Genomic DNA, 22998 nt, shown 5'->3' on the forward strand with positions numbered 1-22998 from the left:
CTTATAGCTCTTCATACAACATGCTTTGACGTAATCGCACCAAGCCAATGGTCAACAAGCAAAGAATAAAAAAGATGGTTGCTAAGATCGTCATCACGAAGATCACCACAAAAATCGGTGAGCTTATAAAACGAATCATTGGTTCAAAGATAGTTGTTTTAATCAAGTCAGGGATCTCAGAGACTAAGAGTTGTTGAATCGCTTGGTTAAAATCTTCCGTTGATGAATTTGCGGGCAAAACAGCCATAAAACTCCCTACACCATAATTTGCGACCCCAATCCAAGCAATTGCGATGTTTGCTAGAGCGAGCCAGCCAACGCCAAGATTACCGACAACGATCGAACCGATCGCAAGATTGCCAATCCCAACTAATAAGCCAAAGCAGAGATTCCCTATTGCAATGACACCGATACTGACTGTCCCAATTCCCAACATTCCGAAGGACAATAAGCCAATCGATAAAAAGCCTAAACTGACAACCCCCAAAGCAATAATCCCTTTGGCTTTGACACCAAGGCTAAACCAGCCGCTGGCAGTTGGTAACTCTTTCATCAGCACAAAAAACGCTCGAACACTCGTCACTTGATTCAGTAATAAGAATAAATTGGGAATCAAAATGTGCATCAACGGAAGCCGCAGAACCGTCCGTTCACTTTTGTATTCATAATAGTAGGTTTCTTTTTTTTCTTTTAATAGCTCTTCCACTGGTGTGCCTAATAAATCGGCTAGACGGACCAATGTCTCGATGTCTGGCAACCCATTTCCTCGTTCCCATTTTGAAATGGCCTTATCAGAAACAAATAACCTCGCAGCTAATTCCTTCTGTGTTAAATTATGTCTTGATCGATACTCTTTTAATTTTTTACTTAATGATTCATGCATTCGACCACACCTCCTTGTTACAAGTTTAACAAATAACAAGGAGATTTTCGCTAAAATGGAGCATATTCAGCACTCTACGCTGCGTAGAATAGCTTAAATCAGCTGATTTCCACTGTAAAATGAGAAAAACCGAAGCAAAGGACTTTCTTGCTTCGGTTTCCTAAATGATAATTATTTTATTGCTGCTTCAATCGCTTTCCACGCTTCTTCTTTTCCTTGTTTGGTAATGGAAGAAAAGAGGATAAACGTATCTGCTGGATCAAAGGATAATGCTTTTTTGATCATGCTTTCGTGCTTGTTCCATTTCCCACGAGGGATTTTGTCTGCTTTGGTGGCGACCACGATCACTGGAATCTCGTAGTATTTCAAAAACTCATACATTTGAATATCTTCTTGTGAGGGGGCATGACGCAAATCAACAAGAGATACGACTGCACGCAGTTGCTCTCTTTGTTCAAGATATGTCTCAATCATTTTCCCCCATTTCGCTCGCTCTGTTTTCGATACTTTTGCATAGCCGTAGCCGGGGACATCGACAAAATGCAGCGTATTTTCAATCAAATAAAAGTTCAGCGTTTGCGTCTTCCCAGGTTTTGATGAGGTACGGGCTAAATTTTTACGATTGATCAATGTATTGATGAAGGATGACTTTCCGACATTTGAGCGGCCTGCTAAGGCAATCTCCGGTAAAGGTGTAGCTGGATATTGTGCTGGAGAAACGGCACTGATGACGATTTCAGCATCATGTACTTTCATCGAATCGCTCCTTTCTATTTTTTCAAAAAGAAAGCCGGATAGCAATGAAACTATCCGACTTGGTCTCGATTAGACTGCTTTTTTTGTCTCTTCATTGTAAATGATTTTTGGTTCACCAAGTCCTTTTGCCGCTTCTTCCGTGATGGTGACTTTTTGGATCGACTCATCAGAAGGGACATTGAACATGACATCCATCATGATATTCTCGATGATCGAACGCAACCCACGAGCACCGGTATTTCGCTCAATGGCTTGCGCAGCAATGGCACGCAAAGCCTCTGGCTCAAATTCCAGCTCGGTGTCATCTAATGCCATTAACTTTTGGTATTGTTTGACCAGCGCATTTTTTGGTTCAGTCAAAATATGCACTAAATCATCTACTGTTAATTTCTCTAGCGCAGCCATCACTGGCAAGCGGCCAATAAATTCAGGAATCAAACCGAATTTAAGCAAGTCTTCAGGAATGATTTGCTGCATCACGCTTTCGCCTTCTTCAAGGCGCTTATTGTTCGTGCCAAAACCAATTGTTTTTTCACCTAAACGGTTTTTAACGATGGTTTCGATTCCGTCAAACGCCCCGCCAACGATAAAGAGAATATTGGTGGTATCAATTTGGATCATCTCTTGATGTGGATGTTTCCGTCCACCTTGTGGCGGTACACTAGCAGTCGTTCCTTCTAGGATCTTCAGCAATGCTTGCTGTACGCCTTCACCGGATACGTCACGAGTAATCGATACATTTTCACTCTTACGGGCGATTTTATCGATCTCATCAATATAGATGATTCCTTTTTCTGCCATTTCTACGTTATAATCAGCAGCTTGTAACAGTTTCAAAAGAATGTTTTCCACATCTTCACCGACATAGCCGGCTTCTGTCAAACTGGTTGCATCAGCGATTGCAAAAGGCACGTTTAGTGAACGTGCTAACGTTTGTGCCAAAAATGTTTTCCCAGAACCTGTTGGTCCGATCAAGCAAATATTGCTTTTTTGTAATTCTACATCTTCTGCTGTCGTTTCTACATTGACCCGTTTGTAGTGATTGTAAACCGCTACAGCCAATGTCCGTTTCGCACGATCTTGTCCAATCACATATTCATTGAGAACATTCAGTAGTTCTTGCGGTTTCGGCACTTCGGTAAATTCACGAATTGCTTCTTCGTAAAACTCTTCATCAATGATTTCTTTACACAAATCGATGCATTCATTACAGATATAGACCCCAGGACCTGCAACGATCTTCTTCACCTCTTCTTGCGTTTTGCCACAAAAAGAACAACGAACAGCTTCATTACCGTTTGTATTATCGTACATACTGTTCACCCCTTGAAAATTTTCCAACCTATTTAAAGGAGTGGAATTTTGTTTACTAACTTTGCAGTCTTAAACAATCATATCATAACTTTTTTGAAAGAAAAAGTTCTTTTTACGTTGCCTAACGTTTTCTTATCATTTGTTAGTAATTGTTAAACTAGCCCCTCTTACTCCCAAGAAAAAACGGCAAACACCGCTAGATGTTCGCCGTTTTTAAGCATTTTGCTTACGCTTCTTTTGCAGTACCTGTGACAAGTTCAACTGCTTTCTTCATCGTGATATCATGTTTCAACATGTCTTCTGTTAAGACGCGTTTGATTTGATCCACTGGCATGTTGTAAGCTTCAGAAAGTTCTTTGATTTCGTTTTCGATATCTTCTTCTGTTGCTTCCAAACCTTCTGCTTTAGCGATTGCTTCAATAACAAGGTTTGTTTTCACGCGGGTTTCTGCTTCACCTTCAAATTGTGTGTGCAGATCTGCTTCAGTTGAACCAGTTAATTGATAATACATTTCTGGTGAGATTCCTTGACGTTGCATGTTGTTCAAGAATTCATCCATTGAACGGTGTACTTCATCATGAACCATTGAATGTGGTAATTCAACGATTTCTGCGTTTTCAACTGCTTGACGGATCGCAGCTTCATCTTTTGCATCTTCAGCTGCTTTTTCTTTTGTTTCAGTCAATTCAGCACGGTATTTTTCTTTTAATTCAGCTAATGATTCAACGCTGTCATCAACGTCTTTTGCGAATTCATCATCTAATTCAGGAAGTTCTTTTGCTTTTACTTCGTGAACAGTTACTTTGAAGACTGCTTCTTTACCAGCTAAATCTTCTGCTTGATAATCTTCTGGGAAAGTAACGGTAACGTCTTTGCTATCACCAGCTTTTGTTCCTACTAATTGTTCTTCAAAACCAGGGATGAATGAGTTTGAGCCAAGTTCAAGTGAGTAGTTTTCACCTTTGCCGCCTTCAAATGTTTCTTCCCCTAAGAAGCCTTCAAAGTCGATAACGACTGTGTCGCCATTTTCAGCTGCTTCGTCTTCTTTGATAACTAATTCAGCTTGTGCTTCTTGTTCACGTTTGATGCGTGCATCCACGTCTTCTTCTGTTACTTCACGGTCTTGTTTTTCAACTGTTAATTCTTTGTAATCACCAAGTTTTACTTCAGGTTTTACAGTAACTTCTGCTTTGATAACCCAATCTTGGCCTTTTTCCATGCTGTCAACGTCGATTTTTGGTTGCGCAACAGGATCGATCCCTGCTTCTTTTACAGCAGCTTCATAAGCTTCTGGAAGAACAGCGTTCAATGCATCTTCATACAACGCTTCTTCGCCGTACATACGGTTAAATACTTGGCGTGAAACTTTCCCTTTACGGAAGCCAGGTACGTTAAGATTGCCTTTCACTTTATTGAATGCAGTCGTCAAGCCTTTTTGGATTTCTGCTTGAGCGATCGTAAATGTCAAAACACCATCATTGGTGCCTGTTTTTTCCCATTTTGCAGTCATTTATTTCCCTCCGAATATTAATTGATTTACATATGAAATAGCTTCATGCATACCTTTAAATAGTACACTAACGTTGTTTAATTGTAAACATTTTACCATGAAAGTTGCGAATTTTTCTTTCAGCGAATGCTCAATCGTAGGATATTGCGTAGGTGTCGTTTGCGTTCTTCTATTTCATTCGCTGCTTTTGGCTGTTCTTTTTCTTCAAATAACCCACGATAATCTTCAATGTAGCTTGCCACCCATGCTTTTGCCTCCTCTTTTGCAGGTAAAAATGGGTAGCTGATGGCTAAATGATCATTGATTTCTGCTGAGATGCTTTCTGCTAAAATCGGATCTTCTTGGGCGATCGTTTCGTCAATCTCTTTCTGGATCGCTTTAACAGCGGCATCTTCTTGCAAAAGTTTTAACTCTTTCGGAACGATTTGCTGCATATTCCCAAGGTAATCAATCAGTTCAAGAGGTTCGTCCACTTCAAGACGCACGAGCTCATCCACTAATTTGGGCAGCAAATATGGATTTTTGATGGAAGCTAACGTTTCATGCATCAGCGTGACAAATTGTGGTTTGGTAATGGCTTGGGTAAAAACGTGCCATTCTGTTGCACTCACCGGTTGATTGGCTTCATCTAATGCACGTAAATGCTTGCGTTTCCCATGAAAATCTTCCAGCCCTAAAATTTGCTGCACTTCTTCTACCTTTGCTAATTCACTTGCTAACTGTTCCTGATAGCGGCTTGCAATTTTTGTTTTTTTACCTAATGTAAGCCAGCGCCGAGCTTTTAAATACTGACCATCCAAGATCAGCAGATGACCAATTTGTAAATACCCGTCGGTTTCTTTTAGATAATCATCCAAATAGTCTTCCGCCAGATCTAACGCTTTGGCAAAATCATTCAACTGCTGCAGACATTCAACAAGCCATTGATTGATCTCAAAACTGGCATTTTTTTGATAGAGTTCATTGTACAGGCGAAAAGCTTGCAAAAACTCCTTTGACTGGTAGGCTTTTTCTGCCGCCAGCCGAAGCCGTTCATTTGGTCCTGGGAAATCAATCGTCTCACCCATTCTCGATCCCTCCTTTACTACTTGCTTGATCTGCTAGTTAGTTTTGTGCGCCAATCATTACGTGATTGGCATCCACCTGTTTATTGAAAGCTTTGATCAGATTAATGGTCACCACACTGGTTTCTGCAAAATAATCCGCAGCCTGCTGCTTATTTTTATTAAAGACGATTGGTAAATAACCGAGATAAAAGAAAAGATTGAATTGTAATACGTAGCGTCCGCATAGCTCGCGAATCAACACAGTTTGCCAGCTGAGTTCTTCCTCTACAAAAGAAACCACTCGAATGCCAAAAAGCATTTTTCCAATCGTTTGACCATGATTTAGCTTTGTCATTAGAACAAAATAGCCTAGATAGATTGCTAAGGCACAGATGTTGTAAAGGCCAAACCGCTGATTGGTTGCCGTTAAATTCGCTAGATTGTAGATACTACCGATCGTTATTTGGGTAATCGCTCGGATCACCAACACATCAACGAGATAAGCAAAGAAACGAATCCAAAACCCAGCAAAAAAGTAGCTAGGAAAATCATTGAAGAACCGTTTGTCTTCTGCCTGTTTTTCAGGTTCTTCATACCGTTGCCAGGCTTGTTGTTTTTCCTCGATCTCGCTTTGGGTATACTCTTCTTCCCTAAAAGACGTCAAGACTTGTTGGTAAAAATCATCGGGATGATTTACTTGTGTGTTCCTCATCGCTTTGTTGGCAGTTACTGGTTCGGTTGTTTCTGAAACCTGCGCTTCAGTTTGCACATCCGTATGATTGGTTGACGGTGTCGAGGTTTCCCGCTGTTCCCTTTGATCGATTGACGAACTTGTGTGATTGTCATCCCTTGACGATGTGCCAGCGGAATACTTGTTTTTCTCTGTCATAGTCATTCACCTCCATAGTAATAAAGAGGTTTCGGAGCATCGCTGGTTCCAAGGCTTTCCATCAATTGGATCACTCGCTCTGTGTTTGATTCTTTTAATCCTTGTAGTTCGGCTAAACTTGAACCTAACCAAGTAGAAGCAAATCCAGTAGATGAAACATCATAGCTGAAAATCTCGGCATCTTCCAAGCCTAGATCTGCTTGCATTGCTGCTAATGTATCTTCAGGAAAACCGATTTCATCCACTAAACCAACGGACACTGCTTGCTGCCCATCATAGATGCGGCCATCAGCGATCTTTCTAACGGCTTCTTCTGTCATGCCACGTCCTTCTGCTACGATTTTTACGAACCGACCATAGGCATTGTCGACATAGGTCTGCAAGACTTCCTTGTCGGCTTCTGTGGGTTCTCTCGTTGATGAACCTACATCTTTTAGTGCGCCACTTTTATACGTATTGTCTTCGATCCCTAGCTTTTCGAATAAGCCAGCATAGTTTAGCCCTGACATGATCACCCCGATTGAACCAGTAATGGTTTCATCCGTTGCAAAAATTTTATCAGCACCTGCCGAGATATAATAACCGCCACTGGCTGCCATGTTTTTCATACTGACATACATTGGAATCCCTAACTCTTTGATTTTTGCTAACTCACGAGCGATCTCCGCACTTTCATAGACGCCGCCTCCTGGGGTATTGACTTCCATCAAGATGCCCCCAATAGTTGGATCTCCTTGGATCATCCGTAGTTCTTCTAAAAATCGCTGATGATCATAAGATTCTGTTGTGAATAAGCCACCACTGGAGCGGCTGGCGATGGTTCCTTCTAAAGATAAGCGAACAATACGATTGTCTTGATCTCCGGCAACTAACGTTGTCTCTTCGATCGCATTACTTCCATAGAACAAAGCATTTAACCCTTGTAGCGTCTGAGTTTCCTCTTGCTCTGGACGATTTATGATTACTGAAAAAACCCCCGAGCAGATAAATAACCCTGCTGCGATCGCCGCTGCGATCCATCTTCTTTTATTCATTTTCCCACCTAACTTTTCACCTTTCCCATTTTTAGTATAGATTTTTGATGACGATCACTGCTTCTTCGTCTCCAACCGCATCAAATTTCTCGCTTTTTTCAGCTAAGACGTAGCCACCAAAAAATTCCTTTGTCAGTTCATCCTGGACTTCGAATGTTTGCGCGGTTTCCACGGTGACTGATCCAGGCAAAATTTCTTGCAAGCTGTCCCAGCCCGTATCCAACATGACCTTTGTTTCATCTGTGACATTAGGATCTTTTTCTATCGCAGCTACCATTTTCTTTAGCTCTGAAAAAGTCATACAATTTACAAATTCTGGCATTTCATTCCCTCACTTTCTTACTTTTTTATTGTAGCGAACTTAAAAAAAAAAGCATAGCTTTATGAGGAAATTTCTTGGGAATCTTATTCGACAAAGCTATGTCAGCTGTTTTGATTTCCTTTAAACAGGTTCAAATCAACCTTACCAATAACTATACCAATTATTTTTATATAACTTTGAGTTGACAGAAACAGGAATAAATATTATGATATTGCTTGTATTTCTATAAAATATCTCACAAGGAGGATAGATAGACCAATAAGGATAGCGCCTGATCTGGAAACAGATGACGAGGAAAGAGTTTATCGAAACATTCGGCGGATGACTCTAGGGACTGCACTCTACAGGCAAGAACAAATCTCATCGTAAGGTGATGACAAAGACTTGCTACGCAGATAGAAATACATAATGCCAAACTAAATTTTTTGAAAGTAGGATTATCATTATGTGTGGAATTGTAGGAATCGTAGGAAAATCAAATGCAGAACGAATTATTTTGAACGGATTGGAACGCTTAGAGTATCGCGGCTATGACTCAGCAGGTCTTTATGTCGCTGATCGGACTTCGGATCACTTAATTAAAGCCCAAGGAAGAATCAAAAACTTGGAAGAAAAAGTGACTTCTGAAGTAACAGGAACGATCGGTATCGGACATACCCGTTGGGCGACCCACGGCAAGCCATCAGAAATGAACGCTCATCCTCACACTTCAGCAAACCAAGCACTCGTGTTGGTTCATAACGGTGTGATCGAAAACTTTGAAGAGCTTCATCAAGAATATTTAAGCAACCACCAATTTGAAGGTCAAACAGATACGGAAATCGTTGTTCATTTGATTGAAGCATTGAAGGAGCAAGACAACAGCACGACCAAAGCAGCCTTTAAAAAAGCTTTGTCCTTGATTCGCGGCTCTTATGCCTTTGCCTTAGTAGAAAAAAATGATCCAGAAACCATTTATGTTGCCAAAAACAAAAGTCCTTTATTGATCGGTTTGGGAGATGGGTTCAATGTCATCTGCAGCGATGCCTTAGCAATGCTCGATCAAACGACTCACTTTGTTGAGATCGAAGATGGCGAAATGGTGACCGTAACAGCCGATGCGATCGAAATCGAAGATCCAAAAGGAAACCTTGTGTACCGTGAGTCTTATGAAGCACAACTAGATCTGACTGACATCGAAAAAGGAACATACCCTTACTACATGTTAAAAGAAATCGATGATCAACCAACTGTGATGCGCCGCTTGATTCAAGAATATCAAGGAGAATCTGGTGAAGTAGTGATCGATCCAGCGTTAAAAAACGAACTTTTAGCTAGCGATCGGATCTACATCATTGCTTGTGGTACCAGCAATCATGCTGGCTGGGCAGCAAAAGCCATTTTAGAAAAACTAACACAGATTCCTGTTGAGGTTCATTTATCTAGTGAGTTTGGCTACAACATGCCATTGTTGTCAGCAAACCCCTTCTTCTTGTTCTTATCACAAAGTGGTGAAACGGCAGATAGCCGTCAAGTATTAGTGACGATCAACCAGTTAGGTCTTCCTAGTCTGACGATTACCAACGTTGCTGGTTCTACTCTTTCTCGAGAAGCGAACCATACCTTATTGCTTCATGCTGGTCCAGAAATCGCTGTTGCCTCTACAAAGGCGTATACTGCACAGATCGCAGTGATGACGTTATTAGCAAAAGCCATTGGTGATGAAAAAGCTGTTCCTGAAGCATTGGACTTTGATGTTTTCCATGAACTAAGCATCGTTGCTTCTGCAATGGAGGCTTTAGTGGATGAAAAAGCTGTTATCAGTCAATTTGCTGAGGATTTCCTTTCCGAAACCCGTAATGCGTTTTACATTGGACGTGGAAATGATTACTATGTATCGATGGAAGCGGCATTGAAATTAAAAGAAATTTCTTATATCCAAGCGGAAGGCTTTGCGGCTGGTGAATTAAAACACGGCACCATCGCGTTGATCGAAGAAGGTACACCAGTGATCGGTGTGATCACGGAAAAAGTGACCGGCTCTCATACGCGAGGCAATTTGAAAGAAGTCGAATCTCGTGGGGCTCATACCCTTGTGATCGTTAGCCAAGAATTAGCAAAAGCGACTGATCAAATCATTTTACCAAACGTTCACCCATTGGTAACAAGCTTAGTGGCAGTCGTTCCAACACAGCTGCTGGCTTACTTTGCCACTTTACAGCGCGGATTCGACGTTGATAAACCAAGAAACTTAGCAAAATCCGTTACCGTTGAATAAGTTTTTTAAAAGATTGAAACCGAATTGGTTATCTTCTGTATAATAAAAAGAACTCCTCGTTCGATGACTCGATCGTTCATAGGGGTTCTTTTTTTCTTATTTTCTGCACAACAAATCCGAAAAGACTTTTAAAAGCAACTATCCTTCGCAAGGCTTGCCCACTGCGTCTCCTCTGTTAAACGTTGCCGACAAATTCGTTGACAAGTTTCTCTAATTCGCAATTGGCTTCTTGCTGGTAAGTAGACAAAAGAAGACGACCAAAGGATATCTTTGATCGTCTTACTTTTTCATTTATTCCGCACCGATTTCCTCTCGAACGACCGCTGCGATTTTTTCAACATAGTAATCGACTTTTTCAATGGTTGGCGCTTCTGCCATCACCCGAAGCAATGGTTCTGTTCCTGAAGGACGAACCAAGATACGGCCTTCGCCGTTCATTTCTGCTTCTGTCTCTTCCACGATTTTACGGATAGCTGGAACATCCATCGCGCCATTTTTATCTGTCACTCGAATGTTGACAAGTTTTTGTGGATAGATCGTTACCTCTCCTGCTAATTCCGACAGTTTCTTGCCCGTTTGTTTCATGATATTCAATAGTTGAATTCCTGATAGCAAACCGTCACCTGTCGTATTGAAATCCAAGAAAATCATGTGACCTGATTGCTCGCCACCAAAATTATAATCGTTTTTACGCATTTCTTCGACGACATAACGGTCACCGACTTGTGTGATGACATCTTTCAGTCCAATTGCTTCCACTGCTTTATGGAACCCTAAATTGCTCATGACTGTTGTCACGATCGTTCCTTGGTTCAAGCGCTTTTGCTCCGCTAAATATTTCGCACAGATATACATGATTTTATCGCCATCAACGATGTTTCCTAGTTCATCTACTGCGATGACCCGATCACCATCTCCATCAAACGCAAGACCAGCATCCGCCCCTTTTTCAACGACAAATTCAGCTAACGCTTCAGGGTGAGTCGATCCCACACCATCATTAATGTTCAACCCGTCTGGAGACGTCCCCATTGTGAAGAATTCTGTTTCTAGATCGGCAAACAAACGATTGACACTTGTTGCTGTTGCGCCATTTGCTGCATCAACACACACCGTGATTCCTTCCAAATCATCAGGAATCGTTTGACGTAGAAATTGAGAGTATTTCAACAACCCTTCTGGAAACTCATCCACTGTTCCTAAGCCATCGGCAGAAGGACGTGGAAGCGTATCTTCCGGTGCATCAAGTAATGCTTCAATTTCAGCTTCTTGTTCATCGACTAATTTAAAGCCATCATTCCCGAAAAACTTGATGCCATTGTCTTGTGCAGGATTGTGAGAGGCAGAGATCATTACACCTGCACTCGCTTTTTGCACTTTCGTCAAGTACGCAACACCCGGTGTAGAAATAACACCTAATTGGAATACCTCGATCCCGACAGATAATAGTCCAGCAATCAATGCATTTTCTAGCATCTGTCCAGAAATCCGTGTGTCCCGTCCCACCAAAACGCGGGGACGGCGGTCACCAGTTTCATGTTGACTTAATACATAGCCGCCGTAACGACCTAATTTAAATGCTAATTCAGGTGTCAACTCCTTATTTGCTTCTCCTCTAACACCATCAGTACCAAAATATTTTCCCATTTTAATAACCTCTCTTATTCATTCTCTACAGTCAAACGACTAAGAACTGCTTGTCGTCGTTCTGCTTGCGGAATTCTCTGTTTGTTCTTGCGTCGTGTCGACTGTCGAAGAATTGGCTTGAGAATTCGCACTGTTCGTTGCTTCATCGCCATCATTGTTTGATTGATTCTCAGTAGTTGTTTCTGCAACCGGAGTGATTTGGATCGTCACTACTGTTGGATTGATCGTTGTTCCCTCTGGTACTGGAATCGTTACTGTCCGTTCGGTCGTGGTTGTGATCTCACTAACATCCACTGGGACACCGATCTGCTGGGTCTCATCCAAAATACTTTGTGGTCCTGTTAGCACCGCACTGATACTACTCATCCGGTAGATGTAATGAGAGATCCCATCTGGTGTTGTCCCCTGTTGAGTGACAAACAATTCAATTTCTTTGCTTGGTGCTTCCATCATCAATGCCACATCGACCGAATCTGGCTCAGGAATGATCGCTAAAGGATTGTTTTCACTATCCCAAGCCTCGATCGTTCCATCCACCGTGATCGAATCGCCAGTAATATCATCTGGATTCACGATCGCTATCACTCGGTCGATTTCTGCCAGTGTCTTGTCGCCAGTAGTGATCTCTACTTCTTGCGGTTCAACACTCATTGAATCAACGCCGTAACCACTCGTTGATCCATCAGTCGAGATGACTGGCTCAACGGTAAACGTTTGGGTGACTTTTTTCTCGATCGTCACAGTGACGGTTTTGGGTTCGATTTCGGCTGTCACACTTGAGCTAAGATTTTTCACTTCTAAAGGGACCTCATGGGTTCCTTCATCGAGTCCAGTCAAATCAGCAACTACTCGAAAGCTCCGCGTTTCCTCGCTACGTTCAGCATTCAATTGCACCCGATTTCGACTAGACAAAGTCACGTCTACTGTTGTTTCAAATCCTTGGATAAAGTATTCATCTGTGTCATAGGTGGTCTGAATCGGTACATTATCGATCTCTTCCTCATAAGGATTTGAAGTTCCTGCAAGGTTGACTTGCAGGCTTGATCCGCTGGCGATGAAAAACAGAACCAGACTAAAGAACAGCGCTAGTATACCATAAAATACGTTTTGACGACGTTCTTTCTTGATCATTTTCTTCCTCCTTTGTTGACCCCTTCAAAGAAAGATTGCAGCAAGTTGCGTTTACCAGGCTTTTCTTCTGGCACTAATTCGCGATTCAACACGTCGAGATACTCTTGTCGCGAAAGCTCAGTAAGCATCCGATTATTCAGGGTAATACTGACGTCTCCCGTCTCCTCTGAGACGATAATGGTCAACGCATCACTAACTTCTGAAATCCCGACAGCCGCTCGATGGCGCGTCCCAAATTCTTTGGGGATCAGCGGACTTTCTGACAGTGGTAAGTAGGCACTAGCAACAGCGATCTTATCATCTCTTAAGATGACTGCACCATCGTGTAGCGGTGTATTGGGAATAAAAATATTGATCAGTAATTCGCCCGTCACATCCGCATCTAAAGGAATCCCCGTTTCAATATATTCTTCTAACCCCGTCGTCCGTTCGATCGTGATCAATGCACCGATTTTTCGTTTTGCCATATATTGAACAGCTTTGTCCAACGCTTGGACCAACACTTCATCCCGTCGTTTTTCATTCTTAGAAGTCTTGAAGAAAGAGCTACGGCCAAGATGCTCCAGCCCTCGTCGAATTTCTGGTTGGAAAATAACAATCGCGGCGATCACCCCATATGTGATGACTTGATCCATCAACCAAGATAGCGTCTTTAATCCTACGATACCTGCCAAAAACCTTAGAACAATGAATAGGCCAACGCCTTTAAACAACTGGATCGCTTTTGTTCCTCGCACAAGCTGGATCAGCTTATAAACCAAGTACCAAACAACGATCACATCTAAAACATTTACTAAAAATGACCAAGAAAATATATCAAATGAGAGCAATTCTCTCCAATAATCTAAATTAAAAAAATCCCTGAAATTTATCAACATAAACAGCCTTCCTTTATTCTTAAGACTTCAGATAATAGTATAACATAGGACCTCTTCAAAGATTTGAAAAAAAACAAATTTATGAAAAAGTTTTGAAAAAATAAACAGCTCTTTTACTTAGTTTACCATTATCCTGAAATCATTGTTTGTCAAAGGTCTTAGAAGATTTCATCTAAACGAGCTTCTTGCACTCATTTCTTAGGAAAAACAACAAATGACCCTGAAAAACGGGTCAAACCGTTTTTCAGGGTCATTCCTCAGCGAGCGATTACTCTTGCTGACGGCGCTTTGCGCGCGCTGCACGCCGTGCTGCTCTTTCAGCGAGCTGTTCTTCGCTTAACGGCTGCTTTTCTCTTCGTACACGCTCCGTTTTTACTGCCGTTGGTTGTTCTGCATCAGTACTTACCTTTTTTTCAAGCTTTGCTCGTATTTTTTCTTCTTGACCTGCTAAGCGGGCATAGTTGTAGAAACGAGTTTTCGCATCTGAAACGGTTTTTTCAAACAATGCTTGCGCCGCATTCGGATTGGCAGACTGCAAGGATGCAAATCGAACTTGTGTCTGCATAAAGGCAGGCATTTGATCAAATGCTGGCTTTTTGAAGTCGAGTGTCATTGGCTGTTTCCCTTTTTCTGTCAACAGCGGGTTATAGCGGTAGAGACTCCAATACCCCGATGCAACTGCTTCTTGTGCTTCTTTCAAGGATTGACGCATTCCGCCTGCAAGACCGTGGGTGATGCATGGCGTATAGGCAATGATGATTGACGGTCCTGGGAACCGCTCGGCTTCTTCAAAGGCTTTGATCGTTTGCATTTGATTTGCACCAGATGCGATTTGTGCGACATAGACATGTCCGTAGGTCATCGCCATCATTCCTAAATCTTTTTTGGAAACAAACTTGCCACTCGCAGCGAATTTAGCAATGGCCGAAGTCGGTGTCGCTTTAGAGACTTGCCCCCCTGTATTAGAATAGACTTCATTATCTAACACGAGAATATTGACGTCTGCACCAGAAGCGAGAACATGATCGATACCGCCAAACCCAATATCATATGCCCAGCCGTCACCGCCTATCATCCATTGGCTTGGCTTAACAAACAAATCTTTCTCCTGCAAGATTTTGTTCAGCTGAGGTGTTGTGGCAGCTTCAGCTTCTAAGGCGGCGATCAATTTTGCTGCTCGCTGTTGCGTCCCAGCACTTTCTTCTCGATGAAGGTCCCAATCATCAATCAAAGCCTGCAATTCTTCTGATACATTGGCTTTCAACGACTGCAGCTGGGCCGCTAATTTCTCCCGTCGGGTTTGGTTGGCTAAGAACATGCCATAGCCATATTCGGCATTGTCTTCAAACAACGAGTTTGACCAAGCTGGCCCTTGTCCTAAGTGATTGGTTGTATAAGGAGATACTGGTGAGGTTCCACCCCAAATCGAAGAGCAGCCGGTCGCATTGGCGATCATCATGCGATCACCAAACATTTGGGTCAATAGTTTCACATAGGGGGTTTCCCCACAGCCCGCACAAGCACCAGAGAACTCCAACAAAGGTTTATTGAATTGAGAGCCCAAAACAGTTCCTGGTTTTGCTGGATTTTCTTTTTGACGTAAAGTCATCGCAAAAGCCCAATTTAAAGCTTGTTCTTTTTGTTCTTCGTAAGGACGCATCGTCAAAGCTTTCCCTTTGGCGGGACATGCTTCCACACAAAGGCCGCAACCTGTACAATCTTCAACGGAAACTTGAATTCGATATTTTTGCCCATTCGCGCCTCGCATCTCTCTGACGATAAAGCCTTCAGGTGCTTCGGTTAATTCATCTTCATCTGCCAAAAACGGACGGATCGCCGCATGAGGACAGACAAAAGCACACTCATTGCACATGGTACAGCGATCTGATAGCCACTCGGGCACTTCAACAGCGATGCCCCGCTTCTCAACCGCTGTTGTCCCGACAGGGATCACCCCTTCAGTCATTTGATTTCGTACGAGGGTACCCACGCTTAGTTGGTTGCCTTCTTGACGGTTGATGGGCTCCACGATTTCTCGCACAAATTGTGTTGTAGCAGTGGATGTCCTCTTCGGTACTTCGATCGTTGCCCACTTGCTTGGAACAGGGATTTCTTGTAATAATTCGATGGTGCGATCGATGGCTGCTTGGTTCTTTTCAACGATCGCCATCGATTTGTGCCGATAACTTTTCAGCACCTCTTCTTTTAAAATCGGCAAGATTTCCTCAGTCGGAATGATGTTTGCCAAGTAAAAGAAGGCTGTTTCCATCGCGGTATTGATCCGCCCACCTAAGCCGACTTCCATTGCCAACTGCATGGCATTGATGGTATAAAAGCGAATCTCGTTTTCAGCAAGATAACGTTTCATTTTCTTCGGTAGATTTTTTAAGATTTGCTCTTGTGACCAGGTCGTATTTAATAAAAAGGTTCCGCCTTTTTTGAGTCCTTTCAGCAAATCATACGTATGCAAATACGCAGGCGTATGACACGCAACGAAATCCGCGTGTTCGATCAAATAGGTAGAACGAATGGGGGTATCCCCAAATCGCAGATGAGAAACCGTTAGACCACCAGATTTTTTCGAATCATAATGGAAATAGCCTTGTACATATTTTTCGGTATGGTCACCGATGATTTTGATTGCTGACTTATTTGCCCCGACGGTCCCGTCAGAGCCGAATCCCCAGAATTTCGCTTGGAAGGTGGATGGATCAGTTAGATCTAGCGTGCCCTTTGATGGCAACGACAATTGCGTCACATCATCCGTGATCCCAATGGTGAAGCGTTTCTTTTGGCTCGCTTTTGGCTTGAGCAATTCGTCATAAACGGCAACGATTTGATCAGGCGTCACATCTTTTGACCCAAGACCATAGCGTCCACCAATGATCGTCGGCCGAATCGCTGCATCATACATGGCACTTTGCACATCCAAAAGCAAAGACTCGCCATTGGCACCAGGTTCTTTGCTGCGATCCAATACAGCGATACTTTTAACGGTAGCAGGCAGTTTTTCTAAGAAGACTTCTAGTGGGAATGGTCGATACAAATGGATCGACAAGACCCCCACCTTGCGGCCTGAAGCGCATAAATGATCCACCGTTTGCTGGATCGTTTGCGTCGAGGACCCCATCGAAACGATGACTTCTTCGGCGTCCGAAGCACCATAATAATCCACTAAATCATAGTTGGTTCCTCTTAAAGCATTGATTTTTTTCATGTAAAAACGAACGATCTCAGGCACTGTTTGATAATGCTGATTGATCGTTTCCCGCTGTTGAAAATGGATATCAGGATTTTGATTCGTTCCACTCGTCGTCGGGTGATTCGGGTTCATGGCTTTTTGTCGAAAGGCAGTCAATTTTTCATGATTGACCAACTGTGCCAATTCCTCATAATCTAAGATCTCTATTTTTTGAATCTCATGACTGGTTCGAAACCCATCAAAAAAATTTAAAAATGGGATATTGGCTTCGATAGCTGCTAAATGAGCGACTGGCGCTAAATCCATTACTTCTTGAACACTGCTTTCCGCTAACATAGCAAAGCCTGTTTGTCGGGTGGCCATTACATCGGTATGATCTCCAAAAATATTCAAAGCATTGGTGGTCACTGCTCGGCTGGCGACATGAAAGACGCCTGGCAGCATTTCCCCAGCAATCTTGTACATATTTGGTACCATTAATAAAAGTCCCTGGGATGCCGTATAGGTCGTCGTTAAGGCGCCCGTTTTTAATGAGCCGTGAACCACACCGGCCGCCCCTGCTTCAGATTGCATTTCAACCACTTTCACCGGCTGGCCAAAAAGATTATGCTTTCCTTGAGCAGACCACTGATCCACTAATTCAGCCATGGTTGAACTAGGGGTTATCGGATAAATCGCCGCAAGTTCCGTAAAGGCATAGGAAATATAGGCTGCTGCCGTATTGCCATCCATTGTTTTTCTTTTTCTCATCTATATAACTTCCTTTAATCATCATTTTGCACAATAAAACACAATTCATTATAGCTGAAAATCAAGGAATATAAAAGCACAGTCAGGGGATTTTTCTTAATTTCGTGAAACGAAATACATAGTATTTAGCTCATTCTCCTCCTCTTTTCACAGACTTAAATCAAAAGACCTGAGGCTTTTCTTTCAGTAGAAACTTCGGTAAACTAAAAGAAAAAGGAGGAATCTTAATGGATATTTCAATCATCAAAGCACAGGAAACAAATGCGGTAACAGGGATACAAATCGGAGACCCTTCCGCTAAACCGATCGTCGAATTTATGAATTTGCGCTGTCCTTATTGTCGGCAATGGTTTGAAGAATCGTTACCGATCTTAAGTGAAGCTGTCGCAGCTGGGAAACTACGCCGTGTCATCAAATTATTCGACAAAGAAAAAGAATCATTGCAACGAGGCAATGTGATGCACCGCTTTGTTTCCAGTACAGATCCTCAGGCAACGATCGCTGAGATCACAAAAATTTATCAAACACAAGACGAATGGGGGCATTTATCTTTACCTGAAGTGGCAGAATATGCGAAAAATACCTTAGGGCTATCTGAACAAAACCATCCTGCGATCGCAGGAGAAATTGTGGAAGAAGCGAAAAACGCCAACATTCAATTTGTGCCAACGATTATCTTAGATGGGCACATTTTTGATGAATCGATCTCTGCTGAGGAATTAACTGCATTGATCAATGAATAACCTCTAACAAAAAACAGGAGCTGATTTGACGCGAACTTCCACGTCAAATCGGCTCCTGTTTTTTGATTCATTTTTATTCCATTCGACTAGCTGACTTGTTCACGCAAATGATCCGCAAATTCATTGATTTTGCGAATGCGATGATTGATTCCTGATTTCGAGATCGCTCCTGATGGAATCATTTCTCCTAGCTCTTTCAAGCTGATCTCGGGATGTTCCAAACGTAATTCGGCGATTTCTTGCAGCTTTTCAGGTAAAGCTTGCAAGCCAACTCGATCTTGAATAAATTCGATATTGTCGATCTGCTTCGAAGCAGCGTCGATCGTTTTGTTCATATTGGCGGTTTCGCAATTCACCAAACGGTTGACTGAGTTACGCATATCACGCACGATCCGCACGTCCTCGAATTTCAGCATGGAATTGGTGGCACCGATCAGTGTCAAAAAATCAGCGATTTTCTCAGCGCCTTTCAAGTAAGAGATATACCCATTTCTGCGTTCTAATGGACGGGCATTCAATCCATATGCGTTTAGCATATCGCAAATATCTTGGTTATGCTCCTCGTAGATGGAATAGATCTCTAAATGATAGCGGCTGGTTTCTGGATTGTTGATGGACCCAGATGCCATGAAAGCGCCTCGTAAATAGGAACGCATTTTTTGAGTATTGCCCATGATCTCATCAGAAACATGGCTTTGAAACATCAGCCCGTCCATGATATCTAAGTCCAAAAGCACGCGCTGTGTATCTTGCTTCAAACGAACGATGTAAACGTTGTTCTTTTTTAATTTCATTTTACGACGGACCAGCAATTCGCTGCGCACGTCGTAATGATCTTTTAGTAACGAATAGATGCGTCTGGCGATCGCCGCGTTTTCTGTTTGAACGTTTAAAACAAATTGTTGGTTGTTGATACTTAATGACCCATTCATCCGAATCAAAGCGGCCAATTCTGCCTTGGCATGTTCGCGATGAACTTCTAATGCGGTCAATTCTTTTTTTACTTCTGCTGCAAAGGACATAAAAAAATCCCTCCTTGTATATTAGAGTTAGGGTTTTAACCTTCCGGTTTTGATTGGATAACCCTATGAACCATCGTTATTTTAATTTGGTATTAACTCATTCATTTTGAGATAATATATTTATTGGATTGAGAGGCTATGCCGTTGCCTCCTTGAGTTTTGAAGCTCGTAATCGAAAGACTGGCACCTCTCTCTGATAAGTGGATTACGTATGAGTTAGATGTTGAAAGTTTTTGCTTTACTCCGTATCTCGTACAAGGTAGTGACGCTTTTCAGTTGAGCGGGTTTCAATCCAAAATATTTTTTTAGAAAGGTCAAATGTATGTACTTCTTAGGAATTGATATCGGCAAGCGAACTCACGTGGCTTCTTTAATGAGTGAAGAAGGTAAAGTGATCCTAAAAGGTTTTTCTTTCCCTAACACTACTGAAGGAGCTGATTCCCTGATTGAGCGGCTTTCAAAATATTCAGAGACTCCCGCTGACTTTATTGTCGGAATGGAAGCTACGGGTCATTATTGGCTCTCCATCTTTTCATACCTCCACGAATCAGACTTTTTGATTCACGTTGTGAATCCTCTTCAAACCGATGGCTGGCGCAAAGGAACAGAAATCAGAAAACGAAAAAATGATATTATTGATTCTGTTTTGATTGCTGACTTGATGCGTTATGGTTCCTTTGTAGAAACAGTATTGTCTGATGAAAATGTTTTTTCGTTAAAACAACTTTCACGTTACCGAACCTATTTAGTAGGTACCGCAAGCGACTTCAAACGAAAAATCATAGCTGTACTAGATCAAGTGTTTCCTGAATATGCATCAATTTTTTCTAAACAAGGTATTTTCGGAAAAGCGTCTAAAGAGTTATTGCTTGAGTTTAGTTCTCCTATAGAGCTAGAAGAAATTTCGGCAGAAACGTTGGCTCAATACTTAGCTGAGTTAAGCAGGAACCGAATAAAGCCAGAGAAAGCAGATCAATTGAAGCAAGCAGCTTCTAACTCCTTTGGAGTGAAATTTGCTCAAGAAGCTTTTACATTTCAATTACGCTCCATGATTGAACAATTGAAATTCATCGAAAGCCAAGTAAAAGAAACTGAAAAAGAAATTAAGCGCATAATGAGTAATTTAGACTCTGTTATTCTCACAATCCCTGGAATCGGCCCTATAAATGGCGCGACAATTCTTGGTGAAATTGGAGACATTCGCAAATTTTCTAATCCGAAAAAACTGGTTGCTTATGCTGGCATAGACGCGTCTGTGTCCCAATCTGGGCAATACGAAGCAACACATAATGTTATGAGCAAGCGTGGATCTCCATACTTACGAAAAGCCTTGTTTTCAGCTGCTCTAGTTGCTTCTCAATGTGATCCTGTTTTTCGCGCGTTTTATCAGAAAAAAATTTCTGAGGGAAAGCATCATCTGACGGCCTTAGGTGCTGTTTCTCGTAAGCTTTGTTATGTGATTCATGCTATTTTAACTAAAAATGAACCTTATAAGATTGTTTCCGATTAGCTATTGAACAATCAAAAAAATCTAATAGTGAAAGGTCTATTTGTTGTACTCATTTTTTGGACTTAACTGTTATAAAATATTTTTTTGATTTAGCTAATTTTCACTTGACTCTATATAGTTAGTCTTTCTTAGATTTTGGCCCCGTAAACGATACGTAGAAGTTCTTCAATCACTTTATCTCCGTCATGAAAAACTCCGCCATCTCTAAGCTCCAGAAAGTCAGCTGAAATGACACGGCTGGCTTCTTCTCGCAGTCCTTGGAAATCGTGTTTCACTTGTACAAGATATTCATCATAAATCTCTGGGTCCATATACCCTTCTGGAACTTTCTCGGTGTTGACTAACACCGTATCAATAAAGGGTTTGCCTAAATGCTTATGCAGGACCCGCACATGGTCGGCATCACTAAAGTGTTCAGTTTCACCTTTTTGGGTCATGATATTACAAATATAAACCGTTTCAGCTTGTGTTTCCAACATTGCTTGGCCGATCTCGCTAATCATGAGATTGGGCAAAATACTAGTAAAAAGACTACCAGGACCCAAGACGATCATATCTGCCTCCATAATTGAAGAAACAACTTTACGAGCTGCTTTCGGCTCATCATTATTTTCTTGATTACGAACAAAGACCCGATCGATCGTTTTGCGATCAACCGCGATCTTGGACTCTCCTACCGCTTCGGTGCCGTCTTTAAAAACAGCGTGCAACACCAATGGCAGATCTGACGAAGGATAAACTCGTCCATCGATATGCATGATTTTTGACAAAATTTGAATGGCTTCATAGGTACTGCTGCGCATTTCAGCAATCGCCGCAATAATCAAGTTCCCCAGGGCATGATTGGCTAAAAATTTGTCTTCGGCTTTAAAACGGTATTGAAAAATATCATTATACAGTTGCGGCATATCAGATAGAGCCGCCAAAACATTGCGCAGATCCCCTGGTGGCGAGATAGAGGAAACCAAATTGCGAATTTCGCCGCTGCTACCGCCATCATCAGCGACCGTAACGATCGCTGTGATGTCGACACCCTGATTCCGCAAGCTCTTCAGGATGACTGGTAACCCAGTTCCGCCACCTACCACAACGATCTTCGGCTTTCTGATTCGGTACGTTTTCATTTTCATGAACGATTCACCGTCTCTTTACGCTTATCTTTGTCGCGATGAGTAATATTGACGCGATAGTCTTCTGCCAAAACCGCACCGATGCGCTCAGATAATGCAACTGAACGGTGTTGGCCCCCAGTACAGCCGATAGCCACCGTCAAGCTGCTTTTGCCTTCCTTGACATAGCCTGGCATGATCGTTTGCAACAGTGTACTAAATTGCTGATAGAATTCTTCCGTTTCTGGAAAAGACATGACGTACTCATACACGGGTTCATCTTTACCCGTTAAAGGACGCAACTCTGGAATGTAATGGGGATTCGGTAAGAAACGAACATCCATCACAATATCAGCATCGATCGGCAAGCCATACTTGAAGCCAAACGAAAGTATTTCAATACGAAACCCTGTCTCATGAGAAGCACGAAATTCTTGATTGATTTTTTCTCTCAATTGCCGTGGGGTCAGCGTCGTTGTGTCGATAACAATACTGGCACGCGTCTTCAAATCGTTTAAGATCGCTCGCTCTTTGCGAATGCCTTCCGTAACTAAGCCATCCATCGCTAATGGATGTGCTCTTCTCGTTTCTTTGTATCTTGACACCAATTCATTGTCCGATGCATCTAAAAAGAGCATCCGTGTGTCGATAAAATTCGTGTTTTCAATATCGATCAGCATACTTTGGATTTCTTCAAAAAACGATCTTGAACGCAGATCGACAACTAAGGCAATTTTTGTCACTTTTCCTGATTCTTTGATCAGTTCCCAAAATTTAGGGATCAAGCTTGGGGGCATATTATCGATACAAAAGTACCCCATATCTTCAAAACTCTGGATCGCGACCGTTTTGCCGGCTCCGCTCATCCCAGTAATAATGACCAATTCTAAATGATCCACTTCAGTCATAGGTAAAACTCCTTTCTGAAACAACTCTATTATATCATGCCGGGCGTATCATTGGAACACTGGCATAAAAAAAGACGTTAGCTCAAA

Annotated in this window: 18 protein-coding genes; 3 read left to right on the forward strand and 15 right to left on the reverse strand. The window is 42.1% G+C overall.

Annotation, left to right across the window (positions count from 1 at the left end):
- Window position 1 precedes the first annotated feature (1 nt).
- From IGJ05_RS03795 to IGJ05_RS03830, 8 genes are all read right to left on the reverse strand, one after another.
- Window positions 2-883, reverse strand: coding sequence for a helix-turn-helix transcriptional regulator (locus IGJ05_RS03795; protein ID WP_317756200.1), 882 nt, complete (start codon window positions 881-883; stop codon window positions 2-4).
- 171 nt (window positions 884-1054) lie between these two features.
- Window positions 1055-1639, reverse strand: coding sequence for a ribosome biogenesis GTP-binding protein YihA/YsxC (gene yihA, locus IGJ05_RS03800; RefSeq protein WP_005225967.1), 585 nt, complete (start codon window positions 1637-1639; stop codon window positions 1055-1057).
- Between the two features lie 69 nt (window positions 1640-1708).
- Complete coding sequence (gene clpX / locus IGJ05_RS03805; RefSeq protein WP_010748174.1) at window positions 1709-2953, reverse strand: ATP-dependent Clp protease ATP-binding subunit ClpX; 1245 nt, start codon at window positions 2951-2953, stop codon at window positions 1709-1711.
- Between the two features lie 226 nt (window positions 2954-3179).
- The gene (gene tig / locus IGJ05_RS03810) at window positions 3180-4463 is read right to left on the reverse strand and encodes a trigger factor (RefSeq protein WP_005225965.1); all 1284 of its coding nucleotides are present in this window, start codon (window positions 4461-4463) and stop codon (window positions 3180-3182) included.
- Between the two features lie 119 nt (window positions 4464-4582).
- Window positions 4583-5530: a hypothetical protein gene (locus IGJ05_RS03815; RefSeq protein ID WP_266166712.1), complete on the reverse strand. Its 948-nt coding sequence runs from the start codon at window positions 5528-5530 to the stop codon at window positions 4583-4585.
- Window positions 5531-5567: 37 nt separating this feature from the next.
- Window positions 5568-6398 (reverse strand): RDD family protein, encoded by an 831-nt coding sequence (locus tag IGJ05_RS03820; protein WP_208773496.1) that lies wholly within the window; start codon window positions 6396-6398, stop codon window positions 5568-5570.
- A 2-nt stretch (window positions 6399-6400) separates the two neighbouring features.
- Window positions 6401-7432 carry a signal peptide peptidase SppA gene (gene sppA / locus IGJ05_RS03825; RefSeq protein ID WP_081117328.1) on the reverse strand — a complete coding sequence of 344 codons (1032 nt, stop codon included), beginning with the start codon at window positions 7430-7432 and terminating at the stop codon, window positions 6401-6403.
- A gap of 31 nt (window positions 7433-7463) precedes the next feature.
- Entirely contained in the window at window positions 7464-7754 is a 291-nt protein-coding gene (locus tag IGJ05_RS03830; protein ID WP_005225961.1) for a hypothetical protein, read from the reverse strand.
- Window positions 7755-8199: 445 nt separating this feature from the next.
- On the opposite strand from IGJ05_RS03830, the gene glmS reads away from it, so the two are divergent.
- Window positions 8200-10011 (forward strand): glutamine--fructose-6-phosphate transaminase (isomerizing), encoded by a 1812-nt coding sequence (gene glmS, locus IGJ05_RS03835; RefSeq protein ID WP_208773497.1) that lies wholly within the window; start codon window positions 8200-8202, stop codon window positions 10009-10011.
- Window positions 10012-10302: 291 nt separating this feature from the next.
- On the opposite strand, the gene glmM is transcribed toward glmS, so the two are convergent.
- The 4 genes from glmM to nifJ form a co-directional block, all read right to left on the reverse strand.
- Window positions 10303-11658, reverse strand: a complete 1356-nt coding sequence (gene glmM, locus IGJ05_RS03840; protein WP_005225959.1) for a phosphoglucosamine mutase — start codon at window positions 11656-11658, stop codon at window positions 10303-10305.
- A 39-nt stretch (window positions 11659-11697) separates the two neighbouring features.
- On the reverse strand, window positions 11698-12789 hold the full coding sequence (locus IGJ05_RS03845; RefSeq protein WP_081116837.1) for a CdaR family protein: 1092 nt from the start codon (window positions 12787-12789) through the stop codon (window positions 11698-11700).
- On the reverse strand, window positions 12786-13667 hold the full coding sequence (cdaA, locus tag IGJ05_RS03850; RefSeq protein WP_005235688.1) for a diadenylate cyclase CdaA: 882 nt from the start codon (window positions 13665-13667) through the stop codon (window positions 12786-12788). Before cdaA ends, IGJ05_RS03845 begins: the two co-directional genes overlap by 4 nt.
- Before the next feature lie 268 nt (window positions 13668-13935).
- Window positions 13936-17619 (reverse strand): pyruvate:ferredoxin (flavodoxin) oxidoreductase, encoded by a 3684-nt coding sequence (nifJ, locus tag IGJ05_RS03855; protein WP_438725035.1) that lies wholly within the window; start codon window positions 17617-17619, stop codon window positions 13936-13938.
- 227 nt (window positions 17620-17846) lie between these two features.
- Here nifJ and IGJ05_RS03860 point away from each other — a divergent pair, with 227 nt between their 5' ends.
- Complete coding sequence (locus IGJ05_RS03860) at window positions 17847-18362, forward strand: DsbA family protein (protein WP_081116839.1); 516 nt, start codon at window positions 17847-17849, stop codon at window positions 18360-18362.
- A gap of 86 nt (window positions 18363-18448) precedes the next feature.
- Here IGJ05_RS03860 and whiA read toward each other — a convergent pair whose 3' ends face one another.
- Window positions 18449-19384 carry a DNA-binding protein WhiA gene (gene whiA / locus IGJ05_RS03865; protein WP_081116840.1) on the reverse strand — a complete coding sequence of 312 codons (936 nt, stop codon included), beginning with the start codon at window positions 19382-19384 and terminating at the stop codon, window positions 18449-18451.
- 322 nt (window positions 19385-19706) lie between these two features.
- On the opposite strand from whiA, the gene IGJ05_RS03870 reads away from it, so the two are divergent.
- Window positions 19707-20894, forward strand: a complete 1188-nt coding sequence (locus IGJ05_RS03870; RefSeq protein WP_010748508.1) for an IS110 family transposase — start codon at window positions 19707-19709, stop codon at window positions 20892-20894.
- A gap of 128 nt (window positions 20895-21022) precedes the next feature.
- Here IGJ05_RS03870 and IGJ05_RS03875 read toward each other — a convergent pair whose 3' ends face one another.
- Both IGJ05_RS03875 and rapZ read right to left on the reverse strand, forming a co-directional pair.
- Window positions 21023-22024, reverse strand: coding sequence for a gluconeogenesis factor YvcK family protein (locus IGJ05_RS03875; protein ID WP_010748165.1), 1002 nt, complete (start codon window positions 22022-22024; stop codon window positions 21023-21025).
- Window positions 22021-22911 (reverse strand): RNase adapter RapZ, encoded by an 891-nt coding sequence (rapZ, locus tag IGJ05_RS03880; RefSeq protein ID WP_005225952.1) that lies wholly within the window; start codon window positions 22909-22911, stop codon window positions 22021-22023. Before rapZ ends, IGJ05_RS03875 begins: the two co-directional genes overlap by 4 nt.
- Between the last annotated feature and the right edge of the window lie 87 nt (window positions 22912-22998).

This window comes from Enterococcus sp. AZ167 (assembly GCF_051714025.1).
GTDB lineage: Bacteria > Bacillota > Bacilli > Lactobacillales > Enterococcaceae > Enterococcus_D > Enterococcus_D casseliflavus.